The sequence below is a fragment of the Streptomyces sp. NPDC002793 genome (genome assembly GCF_040295485.1).
In the GTDB taxonomy this organism is placed as follows: domain Bacteria; phylum Actinomycetota; class Actinomycetes; order Streptomycetales; family Streptomycetaceae; genus Streptomyces.
In genome coordinates this window covers 1-21,756 of the sequence record NZ_JBEOVL010000051.1, presented here as the reverse complement: position 1 = coordinate 21,756, position 21,756 = coordinate 1, and the positions used below count along the sequence as shown (strand labels likewise).

The window sequence follows — 21,756 nt, the reverse complement described above, 5'->3', positions numbered from 1 at the left end:
GGGACCGTATTCCTGCCGCTCGCCGCCGTGGCCGGTGGGTCAGAGGCTGACGCTGAAGCTGCCCTTGGCCTCACAGGAGTAGTACGTGCGGCTGCCCTTGAACTCGGCTACGTAGCCGGACAGTGCCGCGGTGGCCATCAGCTGGGAGTCGCTGATGTGGCTGCCGGTGTCGAACGTCGCCTTGCCCTGGTCGTTGGTCCGGGCGGAACCCAGCTCCTGGCTGCCACCGGCGACGTAGAGGTGGATGAGTTGGTTCGGGAGTCCCTGGCCGTCCTCGTCGGTGAGGATGGCTTCGACCTTGGCCTTGCCCTGGAGCGCGCTGCCCTTGACCGTGTTCGCCTCGAGGAACGTCGTGCGCTTGATCTTCGGGGCCTCGGGGTCCACCGGTTGCTGGGGCGAGTAGTAGCCGGGAGGCGGCTGGGGCTGGTAGTAGCCGGGCGCGGGCCTGGCTGCCGGCCGGCTCTCCATGCCGATCGCCGGCCAGCACGGGCTCGCGGAGGTAAGCCGCGCGCACGAGCACGTCGAGAACGGAAAGGTGCTGGGACGGTCCTGATCGAACCGTGACTCACGGCGTGGCCACCGGGCGGCCTCTCGCTGTCCCCGGCCATGATCACCGGCTTAGCGTCCCGACCACCCCCGGACCATCGGCACTGACATGGATCTTGGGACGCAACCCGATAGCCTGCACGTAGAAAGTGCCCTCTGCCTGGACGACAGAATCCCTCAGCAAGGTCCATCGTTCCAGGTCAGGAAGGCACTTTCGCGTTTCCGCCCCAAAGCCAGCCGTACCTGAGCGAAACGGCGAGGTCAGTGAATGTCGATGACGGCTTTGCCCGGCACGCGGCGGGCGGCCAGTTCGGCAGCTGCCCGCGCCACCTGCGTCCAGTCGGTGCGCAGGGCGACCTGCGGGTCTAGCTCACCACGGGCAGTGAGCGCGGCAAGCCAGGTGAGGTCCGCGCCCAGCCCTATGGAGTCGTCCAGCAGGAAGTAGGTGGCGATCTGACGGTTGTGGCGGTGGTCGCTGCCGAAGAAGGCTCCGTGGGGGAACTGCTCGGCGTCGCCGGCTATGTGGCCTGCGGCCACCAGTACGCCGTGTTCAGCCAGGGCACCGTGTGCGGCGACCATGTGGGCACCGCCCACCAGTTCGACCACGCCGTGCACCGGTTCGAGGTGCTGGAGCGTGGCCAGGTCGGTGACGACCTCGTGGGCGCCAAGTGCGCGCAGTGCGTCCGCCTTCGCCGGATCGCTGGTCACCGCCGTGACATGTGCCCCGCCTCGGGCCGCGAGCTGCAGGGCGAAGCGGCCCACGCCGCCGCCCGCGCCGGTCACCAGGACGCGCCGTCCCAGGATCGGGCCGATACGGTGCAGGACGCGCAGGGCCGTACCCGCTGCGACCGGCAGCGTGCTGATCGGGCCAAGGTCGGCGCCCTCGGGCACGGTGCCGATCTGATCGGTGTCCACGGCGCGCAGCTCGGCCCAGGCGCCTTCGGCTCCCACGGTGACGACGGGGGTGCCGGCTGTGGGGCCGGAGCCGTCGGCGGCTGCCTGGACCACCACGCCCGCGGCGTCCCAGCCAGGCACCGTGCCGGCTTCGCCCTCGGGGACCACATGATGGACCTCGCCGGCGTTGAGGGAGAAGGAGTGGACCTGCACCAAGGCCTGGCGGGCTGCAGGTTCGGGGTCGGCGACCGCAGTGAGCGCGAGGTGTCCTGGAGCTGAGTGATCAATTGTCAGTGCTCTCATGGAGAGCGATATTGCCACTGAGTGGCATAAGCCCGCAAGTGGCATATGCTTGCAAGTGGCAACTCGGCTGGTAAGCTCCGACCCGTGCAGAAGGACCCGAAGGAACTGCCGCTGCGTGAGCGCAAGAAGCTGCGGACCCGTCAAGCTCTCGTCGATACGGCCCTCGAGCTGTTCACCGCGCGGGACTTCGCCGCGGTCACACTGGACGAGATCGTCGAGGCGGTAGACGTCTCCAAGCGCACTTTCTTCCGCATGTTCACCTCGAAGGAAGACGTGGCCCTGGCCCCGGATAAGGAACTGTGGGCCACCTACCTCAAGCACATCGAGAACCGGCCCATGACCGGCGAGCACCTCTTCGGCGCCTACAAAGACGCACTGTTCGCGGCGCTGGAGCAGATGACGGTCGGTTGGGAGCAGCGCTTCCTCGCCAGCCGCAACCTGGCCGACCGCACCCCTGCGCTCACCGCCCACAGCCTGCGCCACTGCTCAGAGGTCTCCGCGAACGTCGTTCGGATCGTGGCAGACCGGCTGGCCGGACAGCCCCCCGGCCGCACCGAACTGCGCCTGCTGCTCGACCTCATGCTGGCAGCCTGGCACCGCGCCCTGGAGACGTGGATCTCCTCGGAAGACCTACAGCAGGACCGTGCGGCACTCACCCGGCACATACAGGAAGCCTTCGCGGCGATCCCCGCGGTCGCGGCACTGGCAGCACAGGACAGCTGAGCGGACAAGACGGCGACCTCCGCTGGCCCCGTGGCGATCCTGCTGACTATGCAGCCGTCAGGGCCCAGGACCAGCGGTCGACTTGGCGTCACCCACTTAGGCAATGTTTCTCGGATCTCCTGACGTGCGTGGGGTGTTGGGGTCAGCCTGTCTGTATGGGCCGTGGGGATCTAACGAATGCGGAGTGGGACCGGCTGGAGTCGTTCTTGCCTGCTGGTGGGGTCCGCGGGGGCCGGTGAAGTGACCACCGCCGGGTGATCAACGGAGTGCTCTACCGGGTCCGGACGGGCGTGCAGCGGAGGGATCTGCCGGAGCGGTTCGGGCCGTGGGAGACCGTCTACAAACGCCATCGCCGCTGGTCAGCGGATGGAACATGGGCGATGCTGCTGTCGCGGATCCAGGCGGCCGAGGACGCCGCAGGCCAGATCGACTGGGACGTCTCGGTGGACTCGACAGCTGTGCGGGCTCACCAACACGCCGCCGGCGCGAGGAAGGCGTTGGCGGTCACGGCCCCTCAAAAGGGGATCACTGGGGGGACAAACCAGGTCGATCCGGTGTTGAAAAAACTAGCGGTCCCGGTGGAGGAAGTGGCCAGATCGGCGAGTGTCTGGGACGTTTACGCGGCGGATTCACCACCAAAATCCACCTTGCCGCCGACGGACGATGCCGACCCCTCGCCCTCGTCCTAACACCCGGACACTAAGGTGACGGTCCCCAGTTCGAGCGAGTGCTGGAGCAGGTTTCCGTGCCCTTATCGGAGCCGGCCGGCCTCGGACCCGGCCCGACCATGTTCTGGCGGACGCGGCCTACACCTCTCGGAAGAACCGTCGTTACCTGCGACGACGCGTTCCGTTCCCGGCCCGTGAGGTCGGAGTCGTTGCCGAAGGCCAGGTCGATGGCCTTGAGCATCATCGTGTTCGCGAAGTCGTCGCTGACCGCTAATGGTGGAGTCGGGTATGGGAACTGTTTGAATGCCCCCCGGTCTCGGGCGCATGCGCTGCCCCCCGACCGCGGTGTCAGTCGCCTGTGTGGACATGCCAGGAATCGGTCAGACCTGTTCGAAGTGGAATGCCTTGATGAAGCAGGCGTGTGGTTGCGGACCACTTTCGCGACGCAGGTAGCCGGAGGTGTTGCATTCCGAGATCGTCGATGTGATGCGTATCACCCTCCGGGTGCCTTGGGTCGGGCATGCGCGATCATGACCGGAGTGGACACTCGTTTCCTTGGCGTCGCTGATCTGGTCGAAGCCCCGTCCGTGGCGGTCGTGGTCGACGTCATGCGTGCTTTCACCGTGGCTGCCTGGGCCTTTGCCCAGGGGGCGGAGAAGATCGTTCTTGCTGAGTCGCTGGACGAGGCCCTGGCGCTCAAGGCTCGCCACCCGGATTGGGCGGCGCTCAAAGACGGTCCGCCCGCGCCCGGGTTCGAGATGGTCAACTCTCCGGGCCTGCTGAGGTCTGTTGACCTTGGCGGACGGACCGTTGTGCAGAAGACCACGGCAGGGACGGTCGGCGCCCTTGCGGTCAAGGAGGCGTCGCTGGTGCTGTGCGCCAGCTTCGTGGTGGCGGAGGCAACGGCTCGGCTCTTGCGGACACGCAAGAGTGACGGTGTCACGTTCGTGGTCACTGGCGAAGACGGGCAGGCCGATGAGGATCTGGCGTGTGCGCAATACATCGCTCGGAGGGCCACCGAGGCTGGGACGGACGCTGCTGAGTTCCTCCGCCGCGCTGCCGAGTCCCGCGCCGCCGCCGAGCTGACGGAGGGTGTGCGTCAAGGAGTGCATCCTGATGACGTTGCACTCTGCCTTGAGCTCGACCGGTTCCCCTTTGCCATGGCGGCCACCTTGGAAGACTCGCTCATGGTCCTCCGTCCGTGCGCCGTGCCTTCGCTGACCGAAGATGTGTCGGTTTGATCGCTGGTGAAGTCCGACTGTCACCGGGCGAGGGCCAGCACCCAGTCGGGTATGCGGCATCAACTGCATGTCCCACTGGCTGTTGTTGACGATCGGGCTGCGGGTAGTCGCGCGACGCGGCTCGCGGTGGCCGTGGTCTGACGCAGGTGGACGATTTCCTCGTGCTGGGCGCCGAGCCGGGCCAGGGCTTGGGTGCGGAAGTCGGTGAGTGAGTCGATCGTCTGTTCCGACTGGGCCAGCCGCTCCTTGAGCTTGGTGGCCTCTGCCTTGAGCCGGGCGATCTGGGCTTCGCGGGGATCGGGGATTTCGACGGCGTCGTGAAGAGCCTGCAGGCGTCGTTCGAACTCAAGGCGGAGGTGAGCGTAGGGGCGGGTGCCGTAGAACGCGGTGCGGTCGACGCCCACTTCGCGGGCGAGTGTCGACGTACGGCCTTAGCTCCCCAGTTGCGTACAGACGAATGTCCCCAGGTGTCAGGCCACTTCGGTCTCTCGCTCAAGGGCCTTGAGGCGGTTCTTGAGCCGGTAGCTGTTGCCGTTGATGGAGACTACTTCGCAGTGGTGGAGGAGGCGGTCGAGGATCGCTGTGGCGAGAACCTCGTCGCCGAAAACCTGGCCCCATTCGCTAAAGGTCTTGTCCGAGGTGAGGATGATCGAGCCCTTCTCGTAGCGCTTGGAGATCACCTGGAAGACCAGGTTCGCCTCGGCTCGCTCCAGGGGCTTGTAGCCGACTTCATCGACCACAAGGACACTCGGCCGCAGGTAGGAGCCGAGTTTGCTGGTCACCCTGCCGACGGCCTCAGCGGTCTTGAGGTTGCGGACCATGTCGTCGAGGCTGGTGAGTAGATCGAGTAGCCGGCCCGGCAGGCCGCGACCGCCAGCGCGACGGCGATGTGGGTCTTGCCGACTCCTGGCGGCCCGAGCAGGGCCACGTTCGCTTTGGCCTTGATGAACGACAGGGTCGCGAGGTCCTTGAACTTGCACGGGTCGAGCTCGGGCTGGAAGGAGAAGTCGTATTCGTCCAGCGTGTTGTGGTGCGGCAGCTTCGAGGTCCTCAGGCCGCTGCGGAAGCGCCGGTCGTCACGGACGGCGAGTTCTTCGGAAAGCACCAGGTCAAGGAAGTCGAGATAGCCCACTTTGGCCTCGCCGGCCCGCCGGGTGTACTCGTTGACGGCTTCGGCCAGGTGGGGCAGGCCGAGCTTGGCGGCCGTGGTGCGGATGCGATTGCCGGTCAGCTCGCTCAAGGCGTGTCCTTGCTCTGGGAACGGGTGGTGAAGGGACGGGTGCCAGTCAGCTCGTCATCGACCGACAACGGTCGGCGCTCGACCTCGATCCGGCTGGCCGCGGCCTTGTTCAACAGGGCCTGCAGGGGCCCGGATTCCTCACTGCGGGAACGTCCTTGGCGGGGCTGGACCGGGATGTCGCCGGTGGTCGTCCGGCGCCCCTTGCTGGTGGGCAGGCCGACCCAGTGCTTCTGCTCGACGACACGCACTCCGCGGTCGACCGCCCGCGGGTGCATGGCCAACAAGGTCTCGCCGCTGCTATCGGGGACGGTCGAATGCAGCGTGACCTGCGACTTCGTGGCACGGATCTCGACCAGTTGGCGGGGTCGGACCTTGCGGGCGGGCACCGAGTAGAGGTTGCCGCCGAAGGCCACCAGGCAGTCCTTGCCGACCGGCCGTAGATGCCGTTCGGCCACCAGATACGGGGTGGGTGGCAACGGCCGCAGAGCCGCGTGATCGCGGGCCGCCCTCTCGCCGATGACTTCCCGGTGCGTCTTGTGGATCTGAGCCTGCCGGTGCGGCACCCACGCGGTGAACGCGGCATCCATCTCCTCGATGGAGGAGAAGGACCGCCCCGACAGAACATGATCACGGACGATCAAGACCTGGCGTTCGACCCGTCCCTTCCCGGTGGGCCGGTAGGCAGCCAGCACGTCGATGTCGAAGTCGTAATGGCCGGCGAATCCGGCCGCCTCCGGATGCAGAGGAACCGCCTCACCAGGAGCGACATGGCGGCGGACCACGGTCTTGGTGCGGTCGTAAACGATCGTCATCGGCGCCCCGTCGAAGTGCGCGAACGCCCGCCGGTGGCAGTCGAAGAATGTCCGCAGGTCCTGGCTGGTGGTGAAACAGCAGAACGGATCACGCGAGTACGGAAGGACCATGTGGAAGGAGTAGACCTTCGCGATGCCCATATGCGCGAGGATCTTCCCTTCGTCACCCCAGGCGACCTGGGCCTGGGCCCCTGGAATCACCTCGAACCGGCGGTGCATGCCCGCCAGTTCCCGCGGCGTGATCCCAAGCTCCTCGGCGACCCTCGGGCGGGCTTCCTGAACGTAGAGCTTGACCCGCTGATAGTTGCCCATGAACCCGTACTCCCTGGCCAGCCGCTCGTGAATGACCGCGGCCTTCATCAAAACCTCGGCCCGAAGCATCGAATCGATCAGCGGCGCGAACTCGTCGATCACTCTCGCCAACGACCGCCCGTTCGTCGACCGCCGCGGCGGAGTGGCCGGCCCCGGCGCCGAGAGGTACTTGCGGACCGTCTTGCGGTCCAGCCCGGTGTCCCTGGAAATTTCCGACAGGCTCATCGCCCCGGACTCCAACAGGCCACGGAAACGCCGCAGTTCCTACCAGCGACGTGGAGCCAAGACCACCGCCGACCACCCTTCGCCACCCACACCGACATGCAGCAGAGTGCCGAACGCGGCCCCTCAACACGTCAAGAACTGGGGACGTTCATCCGTACGCGGGTGGGGACGTTCATGTGTACGCCGACAGGCCTGTCCCGCGAAGGACTGACCACGCCGTGTGTAGTGACAGCGGCGTGCACCGAAGTCCGGCTGAAGTATTAGATGACGCCCGAGGGCCGATGCGCCGACGGAACCGGGGAGAGCGTGGCCAATCTCGTCTACAAGCGGGTGTCGACCAGCAGTCGACCGACCGCCAGAACCTCGTCCTCGCCGGGGCCGGGATAGAAGACCCCGTCGTCTTCAAGGAGGACGCCGGCACCTCCAGCCGCCTCCACCCGCTCCAGCGCCCGAAGTCGGCGAGCCGTTCACCTACGCGCGGTCGGGCGACACCGTCCACATCTCCGAGATGTTCCGCCTCAAGCAGGACCCGTTTGATCCGCGCCTCAATGATGCTGCGGCCAAGGCGGTTGTCGAGCGTCTCGTACGTTTCGAGGAGCCCTCGTCGCGAGATTCCACCAGAAACTCGACCCCCTCCCGGAAACGTGATGGACCTCACGCCTGAGGTAAGGCGTGCTGCACCCCAGCGCCTTTGGTCGATTCAGTGAAGCCCGAGTGATGCGCGTGCGCTCCTGAGCTCGCGCGTTGGTGTCAGGAACGAAGGGTGCGCAGGCCGGTGCGGATTTCGCTGACCAGGATCTCGGGCTGTTCCAAGGCCGCGAAGTGCCCGCCCTTGTCGGCCTCGCCGTAGTGGATCAGATTGCTGTAGGTGTCTTCGATCCAGCTTCGTGGCAGGCGTGGGATGTCCTTCGGGAAGACGGTCACCGCGACCGGAAGCGTCAGTTTCGGGCCGGCGAGAGTGCCCGATTTATTCTCCCAGTAGATGCGACCGGACGACGCTGCGCTGTTGGTGAACCAGTAGAGGGATATCGCGTCGAGCATGTCGTCCATGCTGAGGGCGTCCTCGGCGAGCCCGTGGTTGTCGGTCTTGGACTGGAACTTCTCGTAGATCCAGGCTGCCTGACCAGCGGGAGAGTCCGCCAGGGCGAATCCGACAGTCTCCGGCTTCGTGCGCTGAAGGTGGTTCGACCCACCTAGATCGTCGGTGTAGAGGGCGAGGGTCTCCACGGCGTAGCGCTCTTCGGGCGACAAGGTGTCGGGTATCTGTGCGGGAAAGGCGTACTGGGTGTTCAGATGAATTCCGAGAAGTCCCTCAGGTTGCATGGCCCCGAGGGCGGTGGTGACTACGGCACCCCAATCGCCGCCTTGCGCGGCCCATCTCGTGTAGCCGAGACGCTTCATCAGCTCCACCCACGCGCTTGCGATGCGCGATACGGTCCACCCGGTCTCCGTGGGCTTCTGGGAGAACCCGAACCCGGGGAGGGACGGGACGACGACGTCGAATGAATCGGCGGCGTCTCCTCCGAACGAAACCGGATCGGTCAGCGGGCCGATCAGCTTCAGGAACTCAACGATCGAGCCCGGCCATCCGTGCGTGAGTACCAGCGGCATCGCGTTGGGGTTCTTGGACCTGACATGGATGAAGTGGATGTCCAGCCCATCAATCTCGGTCAGGAATTGAGGGAAGCGATTGAGCTCGGACTCGAAGCGCTGCCACTTGTAGCCGCGCTGCCAGTAGTGGACCAGAGCTCTGGCGTTCTCCACGCGAACCCCTTGCGACCAGTCGCCCACCGTTTCCGGATCCGGCCATCGAGTCCTGGCCAGTCGCTGCTTCAGGTCGCTGATCTCCGAATTCGGGATCGAGACGGTGAAAGGGCGGACGAGGGCCGTCCCCGCGTCGGTTCCAGTCACCGAGCCCGTCGACGCCCACGCCTGGGCGGGGTTCGCCACGTCCACGAGGCCGAGTGCGATGCCGCGGGACAAGGCTTTTCGCCTGCTGAGATTTTCCATTGACTTACCTGCTTCCCTGAGGGCCAGACGGTTCTGGATTCCCTCGCTGACCTGCCAGTTGTGTGACCAATGCGTGGTGAGCTCGGTCACGCAGATGTGATTTTCGATTAACCAGCGAGGTGTGTTTTCGTCGGTAATGGTGGTGACCGAGGGCTCGTGGTCAATGTTGGCCCGCGGTCCGCTCAGTCCCGCTCGGGGTGACCGCCTTCTTCTCCTGGGCTTCGAAGGACCGCACGACGCTCCGTTGCACACCACTGTGCAATGTACTTCATTGCACAGTGGTGTGCAACAATGATGTCGTGCCTACCGAGTCCTCCCGCGTGCGCTCGATGAACGAGACACGCGATCGCATCCTCGACGTCGCCCTCGACCTGCTGGGAGAGAACCCCGACGCCGGCATGGGCGACATCGCCTCCGCTGCCGGCGTCGTCCGTCGCACCGTCTATGGCCACTTCCCCTCGCGCCTCGACCTGGTTCGGACACTCACGGAACGGGCCGTCACCGAGATGACAGCCGTGCTCACCGAAGTCAACGCCTCCGACGCAGGAGCGGACGCGGCGTGGGCCGAATTCATCGCCCGCCTCTGGCCGGTGGCGCACCGGTACCGAGTGCTGCTGGCGCTGCGCCGTGGCGAGTACGGCGAGGCGATCCACGGCCTGCTCGGGCCAGTCGACGAGCTCCTCGCCGACCTCGTGCAACGGGGCCAGGACAGCGACGTGTTCGCACAGCACCTGCCGGCGGGCATTCTGAGCCAGGTTGCCTACGGCGTCGTGTTCAGCATCGCGGACGGCGACCTGTCGAACGGGACCCTCGGCGCCCGAGCAGCGACGATCACGAGCCTGCTGATGCTGGGAGTTCCCGAGGCGCGCGCGACTGCTCTCGTGGGCGACCATCCCTGACCCGCAGCGCTCGAGCGGAGCCGCGGATCGTCCTGCTCCGGACACGACATCGACACCGCACCCCACCCCGCCAAGACCAGGCGGGGCGCGAAGGCGGTGAAAGGGGGCATTGGTGTGAAGCCCATGTACTGGAAGATCCCGTTGTTGACCGGCCAGAGGAGATGTCGGATGTCACCTTCGATGCCGTCGGGGGCGTAGGTGTCGGCGGCGGTTCCGGTGGTGCAGCAGACCATGGCCTTGCGGCCAAGGAAGACGCCTTTGGCGTGTTTGCGTCCGCCGCCGTAGGTGAAGCCGGGGGCCATGACGCGCTCGACCCAGCCCTTGAGGATGGCGGGCATGGAGAACCACCAGATCGGGAACTGGAAGATCATCAGGTCGCACCACTCCACCTTGGCCTGCTTGGTGGCCACGTCGGGCGGGAAGGTGCCGGTCACGTGCTGGTGCTCCTGTTCCATGTCGATACGGAGCCGGTCGGGGTCCTTGCGGGCCGCGGTGAAGTCGTCGGCGTCCGGGGTCGCCTTGAAGCCCATCGCGTACAGGTCGCTGACCTTCACCTCGTGCCGTGTGCGGTGAGGGTGGCCACGGCCGTGTCCTTCAGGGCGGCGTTGAAGGAAGCGGGCTCGGGGTGGGCGTGGACGATGAGGACCTTCACGTCGTACTCCGGTGGGTGGTGGGACGCTGTGCGGTGGAAACGGTGGCGGTGTTCGCGCCGACGATCATGGCAATGGCGAGCCAGGCGAGGGCATCGAGCTGCTGTCCGAGGAGGGTGAGGCCGGCCAGGGCCGCGAAGACGGGGTTCACGCTCATGAACACGCCGAAGAAGTGTGCCGGGATGCGGCGCAGCGCCAGCAGATCGGCCAGGAACGGCACCGCGGAGGAGAGCACCCCGGCGGCCAGCGCACAGCCCAGCGCTGTGGCCGTGGGCGGGTGGTGCCATAGCACCCACCCGCCGATGGGCAGGTAGAGGGCACCGGAGACGGCCGCCGCGGCGGCCGAGCCTTCCAGGCCGGGCAGGCGGGCCCCGACGGTTCGGTTGAGCAGGATGTAACAGGCCCAGCATGCCGCGGCCAGCAGAGCCAGGCCGATGCCCAGATAGTCGGTGGAGGGGGTGGGGCGCGTGAGGACCACGACCGCTGCGGCAGCCGCCACCGCGGCGACCAGGTCGACACGGCGCCGGGAGCCGGCCAGGGCCACGGCCAGCGGGCCGAGGAACTCCAGCGTGACGGCCAGCCCGAGCCCGATCCGCTCGATCGCCGCGTACAGGGACAGGTTCATCGCCGCGAACACCAGCGCCAGGCCCAGCACGGGACGCCACTGCGCCGCGGTGAAGTGCCGCAGCCGCGGTCGGCCGACCGCCCCGAGCACCACGGCCGCCACCCACTGGCGCACCGCCACCACCCCGACCGGCCCGAGCACCGGGAACGCCAGCGCCGCGATCGAGGCCCCCGTCTGGTTGGACAGGCCGCTGCCCAGCATCAGCGCCACCCCGGCCCCGCGCCCCGCCCCCTGGGAAGAGGCGGTCCCGTCGACTGCGGTGCCCCGGGGCGATGCGACGGGGGAGGAATCGAGCTTCATGGCCTCCACGATGAGCACACCATTGGTATACGCAAAATGCATCCACACACTCACCTATACGCTGGATGCATGGACGAGACGCAGAACGGGGCGGCATCGCTGGAGCTGAAGCACCTGCGGTGCCTGGTAGCCATCGTCGACACCGGCAGCTTCACGGACGCCGGCATCGAGCTGGGCATCTCCCAGGCAGCCGTCTCCCGGAACCTGCTCGCCCTCGAAAAGATCCTCGGGGTGCGGCTGCTGCACCGCACCAGCCACACGATCACTCCCACCACCGCGGGCGTACAGGCGCTTGCCCGCGCCCGCTCACTGCTGTCCGGCGCCGAGGAACTCGTCACCGAAGCCTCCACGGGCCACAGTCGCCTGCACATCGGCCACGCCTGGTCCGCTTTCGGCCGCCACACCACCGAATTCCAGCGCCGCTGGCACCAAAGCCACCCCGAGACCGAACTCCGGCTCATCCGCCACAACTCCTCTACCGGCGGGCTCGCCGAGGGCCTCTGCGACCTCGCGGTCATCCGCGCCCCTCTCGACCTCAAGCCCTGGTCACACGCCCTCGTCGGCCACGAACACCGCTACGTGGCTCTCGCCTCCGACGACCCCTGGGCCCGCCGCCGCAGTATCCGCATGGGCGAGATCACCGGCCGCGCCCTCGCCATCGACCGCCGCACCGGCACCACCACCCTGGACCTGTGGCCCGAAGGCGAACGGCCCGCCGTCGAGTACACCCACGACATCGACGACTGGCTCGCCGTCATCGCCACCGGCCTCTGCGTCGGCATCACCCCCCAGGCCACCGCAGCCCAGTACCGGCGCGACGGCATCGCCTACCGTCCATTGCGCGACACCGATTCCGTTCCCGTTCACTTCATCTGGCGCAGGCACGACCCCCACCCCGCCACTCACGCCGCAGTCGCTCTCGCTATCGACCTCTACGGCTACCGCAAGAGCCGCCGCGTCCCGGCCAACTCGGATGAATGACCGCTTCTGGGAATCGCAAGGCTGCCGCACGCGAGGCCCCAGCGTGTTCTCCCGTCGGCGAGACCACCTTTCTCTGCAAACCGTTCAGTCGGCCGCGTCAGGGATTCAAGATCAACTAACTGCCTCTTCGGCCCGCCTTTCGGCCATATCCCTTACCGACAGAGACACAGCGACCGCGAGCGAGCTCACTGCTGATACTTGCACCCCAGCTTCTCCAAGTCCTCGGCGAAGAAGGGGTTGTAGCGCCCTTCAGCGACCATCTCAGCGAACTGGAACGCCGCCGTGCCGACGGCGACCACGAAGGTAAGGTCGAAAAGTAGCACCATCGGCGAGGCCGTCCGTCCGTGCTCTTCCGGGTCACGGCCGGTCATGGGGACCAGCCGTCGCGAGAGACCGAGATTGCCGGACGTGCTGGTGGGTCGTGGTTCATTCATGGGCAGCAGAATTTCTGACGCCTCTCGTGCCCGCCCGACCGTACCGCCGGGGCAGCGGCGAGGATATGTACCGGCCGGGCCCACCATGATGGACCCCTGGAGGAATCCTGCCCGCCGACAGCCGGGGCAGAGAGGCGCATGGTTTCGTGTGGAGCTGACGATAGGGGGGCTTGACGGTGGGCGCGGTCGATGAGGTGTTGCGCAGCGCGGGCGATGCTTGCGAAGGACAGTTGCGGCGGTGGATGGGGTCGCTTGAGGGGCCTGCCGCTGAGGTGGCTGCCTATCAGTTCGGCTGGTCGGGGGAGGGGGCACGGCAGGGCGGTAAGTACGTGCGTGCTGCCCTGACTCTGGCGTGTGCGCGTGCGGTGGGAGGTGCGGACCGGCGGGCGGTGCCGGCGGCCGCGGCGGTGGAGATGGTGCACAACCTGTCGCTGCTCTACGACGATGTCCTGGACGGTGACACGGTGCGACGCCACCGGGCGGCCGCGTGGCAGGTCTTCGGCCCGTCGTCCGCAGCCCGGTCCGCGGACGCCATGATGCTGACCGCGTTCGACATCCTGTCGGAGACCGAGGGGCCGGACGGGCCGGTGGCGCGTGAGGCATCGGCCGCCCTGGTGGACGTGCTGATCCAACTGGCCGTCGGCGAGAGCCTGGACCTGGTCTTCGAAGGCCGGACCCAGGTGACCTTGGCGGAGTGTCTGGAGATGGTCTCAGGCAAAACGGCCTCACTCTTCGCCTGCGCCTGCCGCCTGGGTGCCCTCTACGGAGGCGCCGACCCGGCCGTCTCCGTCCAGTGGGCAGAGTTCGGGCACGACCTCGGCATGGCCTTCCAGCTCGTGGACGACTTACTCGGTATCTGGGGCGACCCGGCCGTGACGGGAAAGCCCGTCTTCAACGATCTGAAGAACCGCAAGATGTCGGTGCCCGTGGTCGCCGCGCTGAGCTCCCGGACCCCCGCCGGCGACGAACTCGCCCGCCTCTACGCGCAGACCGGGGGCGATACGGCCGACCTCGCCCGCCTGGTCGAAGAGGCGGGCGGGCGCAGCTGGACCAGCGACCGCGCCGCCCACCACGCGACAGCCGCCCGCGACCGGCTGCACCACCTCACAGCACTGCCCGAAGCTCTCGAAGACCTCGAAGCGCTGTGCACGGTCGTGATCAGACGCGTGCACTGACCTTCCAGGGCGCCAGCCCGTCCATGATGTGAGCGCGGCCCTGACCGAACAGCTCGGCGTCCACCTCCTTGAGCCTGCGCAGTTCCCCGGGCTGGTGCAGGGCGTGCACGGGCGCGGGAACCCCGGCGCCACCGGCCGCCTCCAGCAGGGCGTTCACGGCGAGGCGGGCGGCCTGGTTCGCGCCTTCCATCGTCGCCAGGTTCACGGGGGAGCGCACGTAGTCCCCGGCCATGAACAGGTTCGCTGCCGCCGTCACCGCCCGCGGGCGCGCCGCCCAGGAATCGGTGGTGTTGATCAGCAGCGGCTCGTCATTGACGGCCGGCCCCGCCCCGTCAAGGTTCCGCACCGCCGGATCCAGCTCCCACGAGTGCAGCAACCCCTCGTGCAGCCGGGTACGACCCACTGCGTTGAGCCCGTCGCACAGCTGAGCCCAGACCTCGGCAGCGATCTGCGCCCGGCTGCACTCACGGGCCGGTTTGCCGTACAGGATGCCCGGGGTGTCCCAGGAGGAGATGTCCACCGACAGGCAGTCGGCCACCGCTCCGTCGCCGTAGGTGGCCGGGAAGTCACAGTCCCAGAACTGGGCCTGGCTGATCGAGGTGAGCGCCCAGGGCGAGTCCAGGAACAGGACATGGCCATGGGTGACGGGCACCGGCTGGGTCAGGTAGAACTGCATGCCGACCATCCAGTCCGTCTGCAAGCCCGTCACACTCTTGAGCTCAACGTCGGCCTCCGCCAGCCCGCGGTCCAGCAGCGCGCCGACGCGATGGAGCGGCAGCGCGCAGACAAACCAGTCAGCTTCCAGCTCCCGTCGCCGACCGCGCGGGCCGCGTATCTCAGCCCCGGTGACACGGCGACCGCTCAAGGCCAGCCGCTCGACCCCCCATCCCAGTTCCAGCCGCACCCCCAGGGACGCCAGATGACGGATCCATGGGTCGATCCAGGCGGTGCTGGTGGGGCCGTTGAGGACCCGGTCCGCCGGCTGCAGTTCCTCGCCCCGGCCCAGGAACCCGTAACTGAAAGCCTCCAGGAACCCACCGACCGTATGCGCACTGCAGACCTCGGCCCGTGCCGCGACCACCGTGCGGGTCGCCCCCACCACACACGCCTTGATGTACTCCTCGGACGCGCCGTCGGCCGCGGCGAAGTCCCACCACGAGGTCGATTCCCACTGGCCCAGCCGCCGCTCGTCACTGCTGGTCATGTAGACAAGCATCCGGTTCGCGAAGTACAGTAACTCCTCGCTCGTCAGCCCCTTGCCCCCCGCCTCCAACCCGACAGCACGCAGGAACTCCATCGGAGTCCGAGCCCCCGCAGCCACGGACACATCCGTGACCCGCTCACCCACCCGCCCCGAGCGCGCGGAAAGCATCTGCGTCGCCTCCCGCAGATTCCCCGCCACCCCTTCCGCGCTGCCGTCGACCGGAATACGGCGCAGCGTGTCCGGCAGACTCCGGTAGAACCCAGGGAAGAACCTAAACCCGTGCTCACTGGGCAGGTCCAACCGCCCGCCTCTGCCGGTCCCCGGCACCCACGCACTGCGGGCCTTGCCACCCCAACCGGTTGGTTCCACCACCGTCACCTCGAAGCCGCGCTCGGCCAGCTCCATCGCCGCCGTCAGCCCGGCCACGCCACCACCCAGCACCGCGACTTGCAAGCCCCGCCCCACTGACACCACCACATCCTCTACCGGGGCCTCCAGCGACAGCGGGCCCCTCTCCGCCCAGTGACGACGAGTAGATCATTGATCTGCTTTGCGTCACGGACGGGGCCTCCCCTCTCAGCCCCCGGCGGTTTAGCGCCCCGGGCTTGGCCCGCTCGACATCACCACGGCCAACGACAGACCGCACACGCCTCGGTGGGCTGCAACAGCTCTGGACGGCCTCCGGCGTCACCACCGTTTCGACCGAAAGCCGCCCCTGCCCGAGCTTACGGGCTCGTGCGGTGGGCTCGCCGCGACGGAGGTCTCGTCGCTTCCGCGACTCAGGTACGTGGTGAAGGGGGACCGCCTCGGCTGGCGCAGGGGCTTGCCACCTCGAGGCGACAATCGGGCTCTCGGCCTGTGCAGCCTCAGCCCACAGCACGAAGTCGGTCCACCGACCCTGCCGGTGGACCGTCACGAGACTTCGAGGTCAGGACCCAATCCCACGTGCCGCCAGCGCCTCACATCCGGCAGCCGATCACCGTGCCGTCCCGCCACCGGCTTCCCGCGCAGGGCCCTGCCATAAGGCGGGACGGAGCCCTGCGCGGAACGCAGCACCGAACGACAACGCAATCACTGCCGGGTGAAGTGCCACATCTGCGAAGTGGTCGGAGAGTTCGGGTTGGGCAATTCACGCAGCGGTGCGTAGTTGTCATCTCCGAACAGGCCGGTTACAGCAACATCCTCGTTCAGGAAGGGCGACAGAACCCACCGTGCAGGGCTCTCGTCGGTGGACCTGAGGATCCACCACTGGGACTTGTTCGTCGTGCACGCAGCCAGGTACACCGAGCCCCCCGGCTCTCCGGCCCTGGCATCGGCGCAGTTCCCGGTTCGGGCGCTCTTCCAGTGGAAGATTCCGGGACGCCCGTTCACCTGCTCGAACTGGAATGTGCGCGAGAAGGGATGGTCGTGCCGGTAGTAGACCTGAAGGAAAGTGCCGGCGTTGCCGACCGTGTCGTCAGGGATCAGGTAGTTGGTGTGGGCGTCGTTGGTGATGACAACAGGCCCCGAGGGGACGGGGGCGGCGGTGGGTGCGGCTTGAGCGGACCCTGTCAGGACTGCGACGGAAATGATGGCGGCCGCAGCAGCGGCCCAGCGACGGATAGTCATGCGGGCGATCTTGGCGGACCAGATTTGTGCCAAACCGTTTTTTCGGGAGATGACCACTCGATCGAGGAGAACCAGCTATCCGGGGTGAACCGGTACCGCTGTCCGGCTCGGAGCCCTCCACAGCGGACGGAGAGCTGGTACGGGCCGTGCCACCGCGGCCTGGAAGAAGACATATGGACGTCACCCGCTGAAGGGGCTTCGTCGACCGGTCGTCGCCTGGCTGCGGCCTGGTAACACGGGCAGCGCAACACGCAACCGACCGAAACGACAGTCTCCGCGCACTCTCTGAATCACGCGGGGCGCACGCCCCCTTACTCCTATTGGGTGACCAATTCGCGACGACGATTGCGGCAAGATCGAAGTGAAGTGATCCTGCCGCACGAGCCCCTCCCGTCCATGCCCATCGAGCAGCCCGCACGATGGGCCTCCCTTTGCGAGAGCGGCAATCCAGGGTCTTCTCGCGCAGCACGAAGAACGCCCCCTGGGCGGGAGCACGTCTGTGCGCAGGTCACCCATTGCACGGTCAATCGGATGAATGCCAAGGAGTATTGATATGGCGTTGACAGCGGCGACGGTTGCAGCTGAGTTGGAGGCTGCGAACAAGGTCGGGGATCCTGCGGCTGACTCGCTGGTGACCGACCTCCTCGAGAACAAGGAGGTCGACGGGGTCAACGCCCTGTTCCGGACGATCGGAACGCTCAAACCCGACACGGATATGTCACTGCTCCCCGATCGGCTGGCCCAGTTCCTGCGAGAGGCAGCTACCCCGCCGCCGGACTGGAGCGAGGCAGACGTCAAGGTCGCCGAGGGCTTCTTCGGCCACCACCACGGCACCGCCTCGATGCTGCAAGGCACCGTCGGCCTCATCGGCACCTACCTCGCACCCACCGGGGCATTCACCCTGCGCTCCACCGGCCGCCTGGGAGGTGTCGAGGGACCGGGCCGAAGGCTGTCGCAGTCCTCTCGCCTGTTCATCGACATGGGCAACAAGAACGCCATGCGCGACGGGACCCTGGCCGCCACCGTGACGAAGGTGCGCCTCGTGCACGCCTCGGTTCGGCAACTGCACAAGCAGAGCGGCCAGTGGAACTACGACAAGTGGGGCGAGCCGGTCTCCCAGAAATACACCACCGGCGCAGCCTGCGTATTCAGCACCCAGATCCTCCAGGGCATGAGGAACCTCGGCATCGACGTCTCCGCCGACGACGCCCGCGGCTTCATGTGCGCCTGGCACTACGTCAACCACTACCTCGGCACGCCGGAGAAGTGGCAGCTGCCCAAGGACGCCGACGAGGCCGAGCGGCTGTGGAACCAGGAGCGGGAGACGGAGTGGAAGAAGACCGACGACGGTGTCTTCATGACCGCCCAGGCCATCAAGTTCTACCGCGACCTTCTGAAGCCCGGAGCCAGTGACGCCTACATCGCGCTGACCCGCGTAGCGCTCACCGACAAGTACGCGGACATGGCCGGCTTGCCCAAGAGCCCCCTCGACCTCGTGGGCAAGCCGCTCGCCGCGGGCCACGGCCTCGTCAGCGGAACGGCCGGCGGTCTCTTCGGCGGAGCTGCCCAGCGGACCGTCGGCGTCAACCCCTACAAGGACCTCCTGGGAGTCGCCTCGAAGGCCTTCAACGAGATCGAGCAGTACGCGCTCACCCACGACCAGGACGACCAGCCCCAGATGCACCAGGAACTCAACGACAACCGCTGACCCCCGACTCCCACCCTCCTAATAGAACCGCCAAGCGCACCGGAGCACCGTGCGCTTGGCGGCTGCGGCTCCTCACGTGCCCCAGTTCAGCTCGACACGCTGAACTTGACAGAGAAGGCGTCGGTGGCGAGCTCACGGAATCGGTCCAGACACACACGCCAGCTGTCCGGCCAACGAGCGGCGAGAGTGGACTTGCCGCAGCCAGGCGGCCCGACCAGGACACACAAGGCGCCGGCCGGGAGGTGCGGGAAACTCATCGGGTCGACCTTCCTGTCTTTCTGTGGGAGCGGGCAACCCCGGCCGAGCCGGCTGGGGCTGTCCTTGCCTACGGCGTCAGAGGCCCGTCGGTCCGGCATCGGTGGCTTCGCGGGTCCGACGGACGTAGCCGATGGCGCTGGCGACATGGCTGTTGCTCATCAGGCTGCCGCCGTCGTCGATCCGGTCCCTCAGTGTCTCCAGCCCGTCCCAGGCGATTGTGAGCTGCTCGAACAGCCACCTCGTGTCGTCGTCCGCCGCGCAGTTCTCGATCGCGGCCAGGCGGTCGGTGTCCGGCAGGCTTGCGGCCAGGTACGCGTCGATCCGGCGCACCTCCTCGGCGGTGAACTCCTCCCGCATCCGCGGTTCCACCCCCGCTTTTAGGATGCCGCCGGCGGGCCCCGCTGCGGAAGTCGACGGCCAGGTGGGCGAGCGCCCAGTCGCTCCAGCCCTCCTTGCTGGTGTGCTCGCGGTAGCTCATCGGATTCCGTCCGCAAGGGCCAGGAGCTCCGCAGCAAGATCCGGCGCGGAGAGGACGGTGCGCAGGATCGAAGCGATCCCGTCGCGCTCGATGGAGTTGAGACGGTCCCACACTGCGTGGGCGTCACGGTGAGCACCGACCACCTTGAGGTAGTCGTCCTCGGTGGCGACAGTGCGATCGGCACCACACCGGCTGTACCGGAAGCCGGCCTCGTCCCACCCGGGCGCGGGCGAGTCCGACGGGAGAGGCGGCGTCGTGCCCGTCAGAGGGATGGTCATGCCGGCTCCCTCCGGTCCATCGACGCCGCCACGAGCAGGGCGTTGGTGCGCCCCGTCAGGTAGTCGGCGTAATCCTCCACTTCGAAGGACGGATCGGTCCTGATGTCTTCGGCGCTGCGCGTCCAGTCGGTCAGGTCGGCGATCTCACGGGTGCCGCGCAGCGCGTCTTCCTTGCACGGAAAGGCGGCGAGGGCGAGACCGGAGTGGTGTCCCAGCCGCCACGGGTTCGCGACGCCGTCCCCTTCATCGCGCAGGTGTTCCGGCAGTTCGTAAACGTGCAGACCGGGTGCCGGCACGACCGACGGCAGGGGGATCGAGGCGGTGGAGCCGACGATGCGCAGTTCGTATGTGGACTCGGGCAGGGTCACGGGATCCGGGTCGACCTCCGGGTGGGTGAACCGGACCCACAGTCCGAGGGCCCGGGCGTAGCGGATCTCGGAACGGGTGGAATCCCCGATGTAGTCACCGACGACCAGAACCTCATCAGCCAGGCGGATCTTCGCCCGGTGCAGCTCGTCCAGGTCCTCCTTGAGTCGCTCGGCCCGGTCAGGGTCCGCCCACAGCAGGTGCGGCTTCTTCAGGTCGCAGCCCGGCTTGACCACGATCCGTTTGGCGGCGGTCTCCTGCAGGTCAGCTTCGACCATCTGCTCCATGAAGCGGGTGGAGCCGCAGATCGCGACGACGACCGGCAGGCCAAGGCCTCGCTTCGCGGCGACGAGCTGCCGCTCAGGGGTGTGTAACGACTGGTGTGGCATGGGGAGCTCCTTCTACTGGTTGATGCGGGTCGGTTGTGCCGGCGTCGGCTGATTGATCAGGCAGCCCGTCGGCGGCAGGCTGGGGCCGGGGGAGTGAAGTAGGTGGCGGGGGTGGGTTCGGTGCCCTCGTGGGTGAAGCCGTCGTGCACCTGCTGGAGGGCGCGGCCATGCCGGTCCCGGAGGGAACGCGGTCCAGGCGGGTAGGGGAGCGGCTGGTCACCGGGTGGTCGCCTTGGTGGTCGCGATGAGAGCGGCGACCGTTTCCCAACCGTGGTGCCACGCGGAATCCAGCTGGAAAGCGCCGTTCAATCCGTGTGAGGCCAGCTGGTAGAAACCCCCCGAGCCGGCCCGTGTGGCGAGCTTCTCCAGGAGACCCTTGCCGGGCACCCGATGGTCCGCGGCGTAGTGGGTACCGAAGGAAACCGCGAGCGCCGCTGCGGCCGCCGCGGGGTGAACGCGGATGCCCAGGGCGCGTGCACCGGCCCCGACCACGATCGCCTGCGTGGCCGTGTACGTCAGGCAATGGCGGAGGCATGCCTTCTGGCCGTCGGCCGTTCCATGCATGGTCTTCGTCTCGGTCTGCGGATCCTCATCATGTCCTCACTGCTGGGTGGGGGCGGCACCACGCACCGGCGGTGTCGCCCCCACGCTTCGGGTGGATCAGCGGGTCAGCAGGGGCGACCGGCGGTGATGTTGTCCATCTGTGGGGCTCCCTTCTTCTTGTTGTGGGCAGGGAGGGCCAGGCCCCGGGCCACGCGACGGCCTTGCTTGGGTATCGCGCGTGGTCCAGGGCCTGGGGCTGGAGAGAGCGCCGCTGTGGGGCGCCGGTGAGATGCGGCTACAAAGTCTGGGACCAAGTGCCGCGCGTCAGGGTGGTGGTGCCGTCCGGGGTGATGGTGACCCGGGCCCCGTAGACGGGGAGGGTGCCCTCGCGGTTGAGCCTGTTGCGTACTCGCTGGAGCTCGCGCCACAGGCGGCGAGGACCGCTCTGGTGAACAACCGGCTCACCGAGGGAGTCCGTTGCCGTGGCTCGGGCCCATGAGCCGTCAGGGTGCAGCAGCCACACGGTGCGCTCGTCGCCGTCCTCACGCAACCGGTAGTCGATGCCGGGGACCTGGAGGGCGAGCATCGACATGACTTCCCAGGAGTCCGTCGGGTAGAGCAGGGGGTATCGGCAGAGTTCGGTGTCTTCCCCTTCGGCTTCCCATGCCTGTTCCCACACCTTGCTGGTGGGGAAAACGTAGTCGTCGCCGTGGCGGGTGCGCATGAAGCCGGCGGGGTCAGGCTCGATCCGGCCGACGGCGCCTCCGTCCGCGGTCTTGTCGGCGGTGACGATCAGCCCGGTGCCGGCGATGGTCGTGACCAGGCGTCCGCCTGGCTTGAGGGCGGCCAGCCACGACTGCGGGATCGGGCGCACGGACACGGTCGA

At 67.5% G+C, this 21,756-nt stretch carries 18 protein-coding genes and 5 pseudogenes; 7 read left to right on the top strand and 16 right to left on the bottom strand.

Annotated features, from left to right (window positions below; translation table 11 throughout):
* Positions 1–39: 39 nt before the first annotated feature.
* Both ABT001_RS31435 and ABT001_RS31430 read right to left on the bottom strand, forming a co-directional pair.
* Entirely contained in the window at positions 40–468 is a 429-nt protein-coding gene (locus ABT001_RS31435) for an Ig-like domain-containing protein (protein WP_351284633.1), read from the bottom strand.
* A gap of 339 nt (positions 469–807) precedes the next feature.
* Complete coding sequence (locus tag ABT001_RS31430) at positions 808–1,743, bottom strand: zinc-binding dehydrogenase (RefSeq protein ID WP_351284632.1); 936 nt, start codon at positions 1,741–1,743, stop codon at positions 808–810.
* 84 nt (positions 1,744–1,827) lie between these two features.
* Between ABT001_RS31430 and ABT001_RS31425 the strand changes: the two genes are divergently transcribed.
* From ABT001_RS31425 to ABT001_RS31410, 3 genes and pseudogenes are all read left to right on the top strand, one after another.
* The gene (locus ABT001_RS31425; RefSeq protein WP_351284631.1) at positions 1,828–2,466 is read left to right on the top strand and encodes a TetR/AcrR family transcriptional regulator; all 639 of its coding nucleotides are present in this window, start codon (positions 1,828–1,830) and stop codon (positions 2,464–2,466) included.
* Between the two features lie 155 nt (positions 2,467–2,621).
* A pseudogene (locus ABT001_RS36150) lies at positions 2,622–3,312 on the top strand (IS5 family transposase); the annotation flags it as partial.
* Between the two features lie 361 nt (positions 3,313–3,673).
* Positions 3,674–4,375 carry a 2-phosphosulfolactate phosphatase gene (locus tag ABT001_RS31410; protein ID WP_351284629.1) on the top strand — a complete coding sequence of 234 codons (702 nt, stop codon included), beginning with the start codon at positions 3,674–3,676 and terminating at the stop codon, positions 4,373–4,375.
* A 59-nt stretch (positions 4,376–4,434) separates the two neighbouring features.
* On the opposite strand, the gene ABT001_RS31405 is transcribed toward ABT001_RS31410, so the two are convergent.
* The 4 genes and pseudogenes from ABT001_RS31405 to ABT001_RS31390 form a co-directional block, all read right to left on the bottom strand.
* Positions 4,435–4,779, bottom strand: coding sequence for a hypothetical protein (locus ABT001_RS31405; RefSeq protein ID WP_351284627.1), 345 nt, complete (start codon positions 4,777–4,779; stop codon positions 4,435–4,437).
* A gap of 66 nt (positions 4,780–4,845) precedes the next feature.
* Positions 4,846–5,615 (bottom strand): annotated as a pseudogene (gene istB, locus ABT001_RS31400) (IS21-like element helper ATPase IstB).
* Positions 5,612–6,979, bottom strand: coding sequence for an IS21 family transposase (gene istA / locus ABT001_RS31395; RefSeq protein WP_502967552.1), 1,368 nt, complete (start codon positions 6,977–6,979; stop codon positions 5,612–5,614). The pseudogene istB and the gene istA overlap by 4 nt, the downstream one beginning before the upstream one ends.
* Positions 6,980–7,714: 735 nt before the next feature.
* Positions 7,715–9,064, bottom strand: coding sequence for an epoxide hydrolase family protein (locus ABT001_RS31390; RefSeq protein WP_351284625.1), 1,350 nt, complete (start codon positions 9,062–9,064; stop codon positions 7,715–7,717).
* 209 nt (positions 9,065–9,273) lie between these two features.
* Here ABT001_RS31390 and ABT001_RS31385 point away from each other — a divergent pair, with 209 nt between their 5' ends.
* Positions 9,274–9,873: a TetR/AcrR family transcriptional regulator gene (locus tag ABT001_RS31385; protein WP_351284623.1), complete on the top strand. Its 600-nt coding sequence runs from the start codon at positions 9,274–9,276 to the stop codon at positions 9,871–9,873.
* A 149-nt stretch (positions 9,874–10,022) separates the two neighbouring features.
* Here ABT001_RS31385 and ABT001_RS31380 read toward each other — a convergent pair.
* Together ABT001_RS31380 and ABT001_RS31375 are read right to left on the bottom strand one after the other, a co-directional pair.
* A pseudogene (locus ABT001_RS31380) lies at positions 10,023–10,403 on the bottom strand (NAD(P)H-dependent oxidoreductase); the annotation flags it as partial.
* A 118-nt stretch (positions 10,404–10,521) separates the two neighbouring features.
* Entirely contained in the window at positions 10,522–11,349 is an 828-nt protein-coding gene (locus tag ABT001_RS31375) for an EamA family transporter (RefSeq protein ID WP_502967553.1), read from the bottom strand.
* Between the two features lie 168 nt (positions 11,350–11,517).
* Here ABT001_RS31375 and ABT001_RS31370 point away from each other — a divergent pair, with 168 nt between their 5' ends.
* Positions 11,518–12,429: a LysR family transcriptional regulator gene (locus tag ABT001_RS31370; RefSeq protein ID WP_351284620.1), complete on the top strand. Its 912-nt coding sequence runs from the start codon at positions 11,518–11,520 to the stop codon at positions 12,427–12,429.
* A gap of 185 nt (positions 12,430–12,614) precedes the next feature.
* On the opposite strand, the gene ABT001_RS31365 is transcribed toward ABT001_RS31370, so the two are convergent.
* Positions 12,615–12,863 (bottom strand): hypothetical protein, encoded by a 249-nt coding sequence (locus ABT001_RS31365; RefSeq protein ID WP_351284618.1) that lies wholly within the window; start codon positions 12,861–12,863, stop codon positions 12,615–12,617.
* A 272-nt stretch (positions 12,864–13,135) separates the two neighbouring features.
* On the opposite strand from ABT001_RS31365, the gene ABT001_RS31360 reads away from it, so the two are divergent.
* A complete protein-coding gene (locus ABT001_RS31360; protein ID WP_351284617.1) occupies positions 13,136–14,038 on the top strand; it encodes a polyprenyl synthetase family protein in 903 nt (300 codons plus the stop codon).
* Here the strand turns inward: ABT001_RS31360 and ABT001_RS31355 are convergent.
* On the bottom strand, positions 14,022–15,695 hold the full coding sequence (locus ABT001_RS31355; protein ID WP_351284615.1) for a hydroxysqualene dehydroxylase: 1,674 nt from the start codon (positions 15,693–15,695) through the stop codon (positions 14,022–14,024). The two genes, ABT001_RS31360 and ABT001_RS31355, sit on opposite strands and share 17 nt — an antisense overlap.
* A gap of 618 nt (positions 15,696–16,313) precedes the next feature.
* A complete protein-coding gene (locus ABT001_RS31350; RefSeq protein WP_351284614.1) occupies positions 16,314–16,907 on the bottom strand; it encodes an RICIN domain-containing protein in 594 nt (197 codons plus the stop codon).
* Positions 16,908–17,403: 496 nt separating this feature from the next.
* On the opposite strand from ABT001_RS31350, the gene ABT001_RS31345 reads away from it, so the two are divergent.
* The gene (locus ABT001_RS31345) at positions 17,404–18,558 is read left to right on the top strand and encodes an oxygenase MpaB family protein (protein WP_351284612.1); all 1,155 of its coding nucleotides are present in this window, start codon (positions 17,404–17,406) and stop codon (positions 18,556–18,558) included.
* Positions 18,559–18,891: 333 nt separating this feature from the next.
* Here ABT001_RS31345 and ABT001_RS31340 read toward each other — a convergent pair whose 3' ends face one another.
* The 5 genes and pseudogenes from ABT001_RS31340 to ABT001_RS31320 form a co-directional block, all read right to left on the bottom strand.
* The gene (locus ABT001_RS31340; protein WP_351284610.1) at positions 18,892–19,173 is read right to left on the bottom strand and encodes a hypothetical protein; all 282 of its coding nucleotides are present in this window, start codon (positions 19,171–19,173) and stop codon (positions 18,892–18,894) included.
* Positions 19,174–19,290: 117 nt separating this feature from the next.
* Positions 19,291–19,572, bottom strand: a complete 282-nt coding sequence (locus ABT001_RS31335) for a hypothetical protein (RefSeq protein ID WP_351284607.1) — start codon at positions 19,570–19,572, stop codon at positions 19,291–19,293.
* Positions 19,573–19,943: 371 nt separating this feature from the next.
* A pseudogene (locus ABT001_RS31330) lies at positions 19,944–20,327 on the bottom strand (hypothetical protein); the annotation flags it as partial.
* A 216-nt stretch (positions 20,328–20,543) separates the two neighbouring features.
* Positions 20,544–20,891, bottom strand: a complete 348-nt coding sequence (locus ABT001_RS31325) for a hypothetical protein (RefSeq protein WP_351284604.1) — start codon at positions 20,889–20,891, stop codon at positions 20,544–20,546.
* 274 nt (positions 20,892–21,165) lie between these two features.
* A pseudogene (locus ABT001_RS31320) lies at positions 21,166–21,756 on the bottom strand (protein-L-isoaspartate(D-aspartate) O-methyltransferase); the annotation flags it as partial.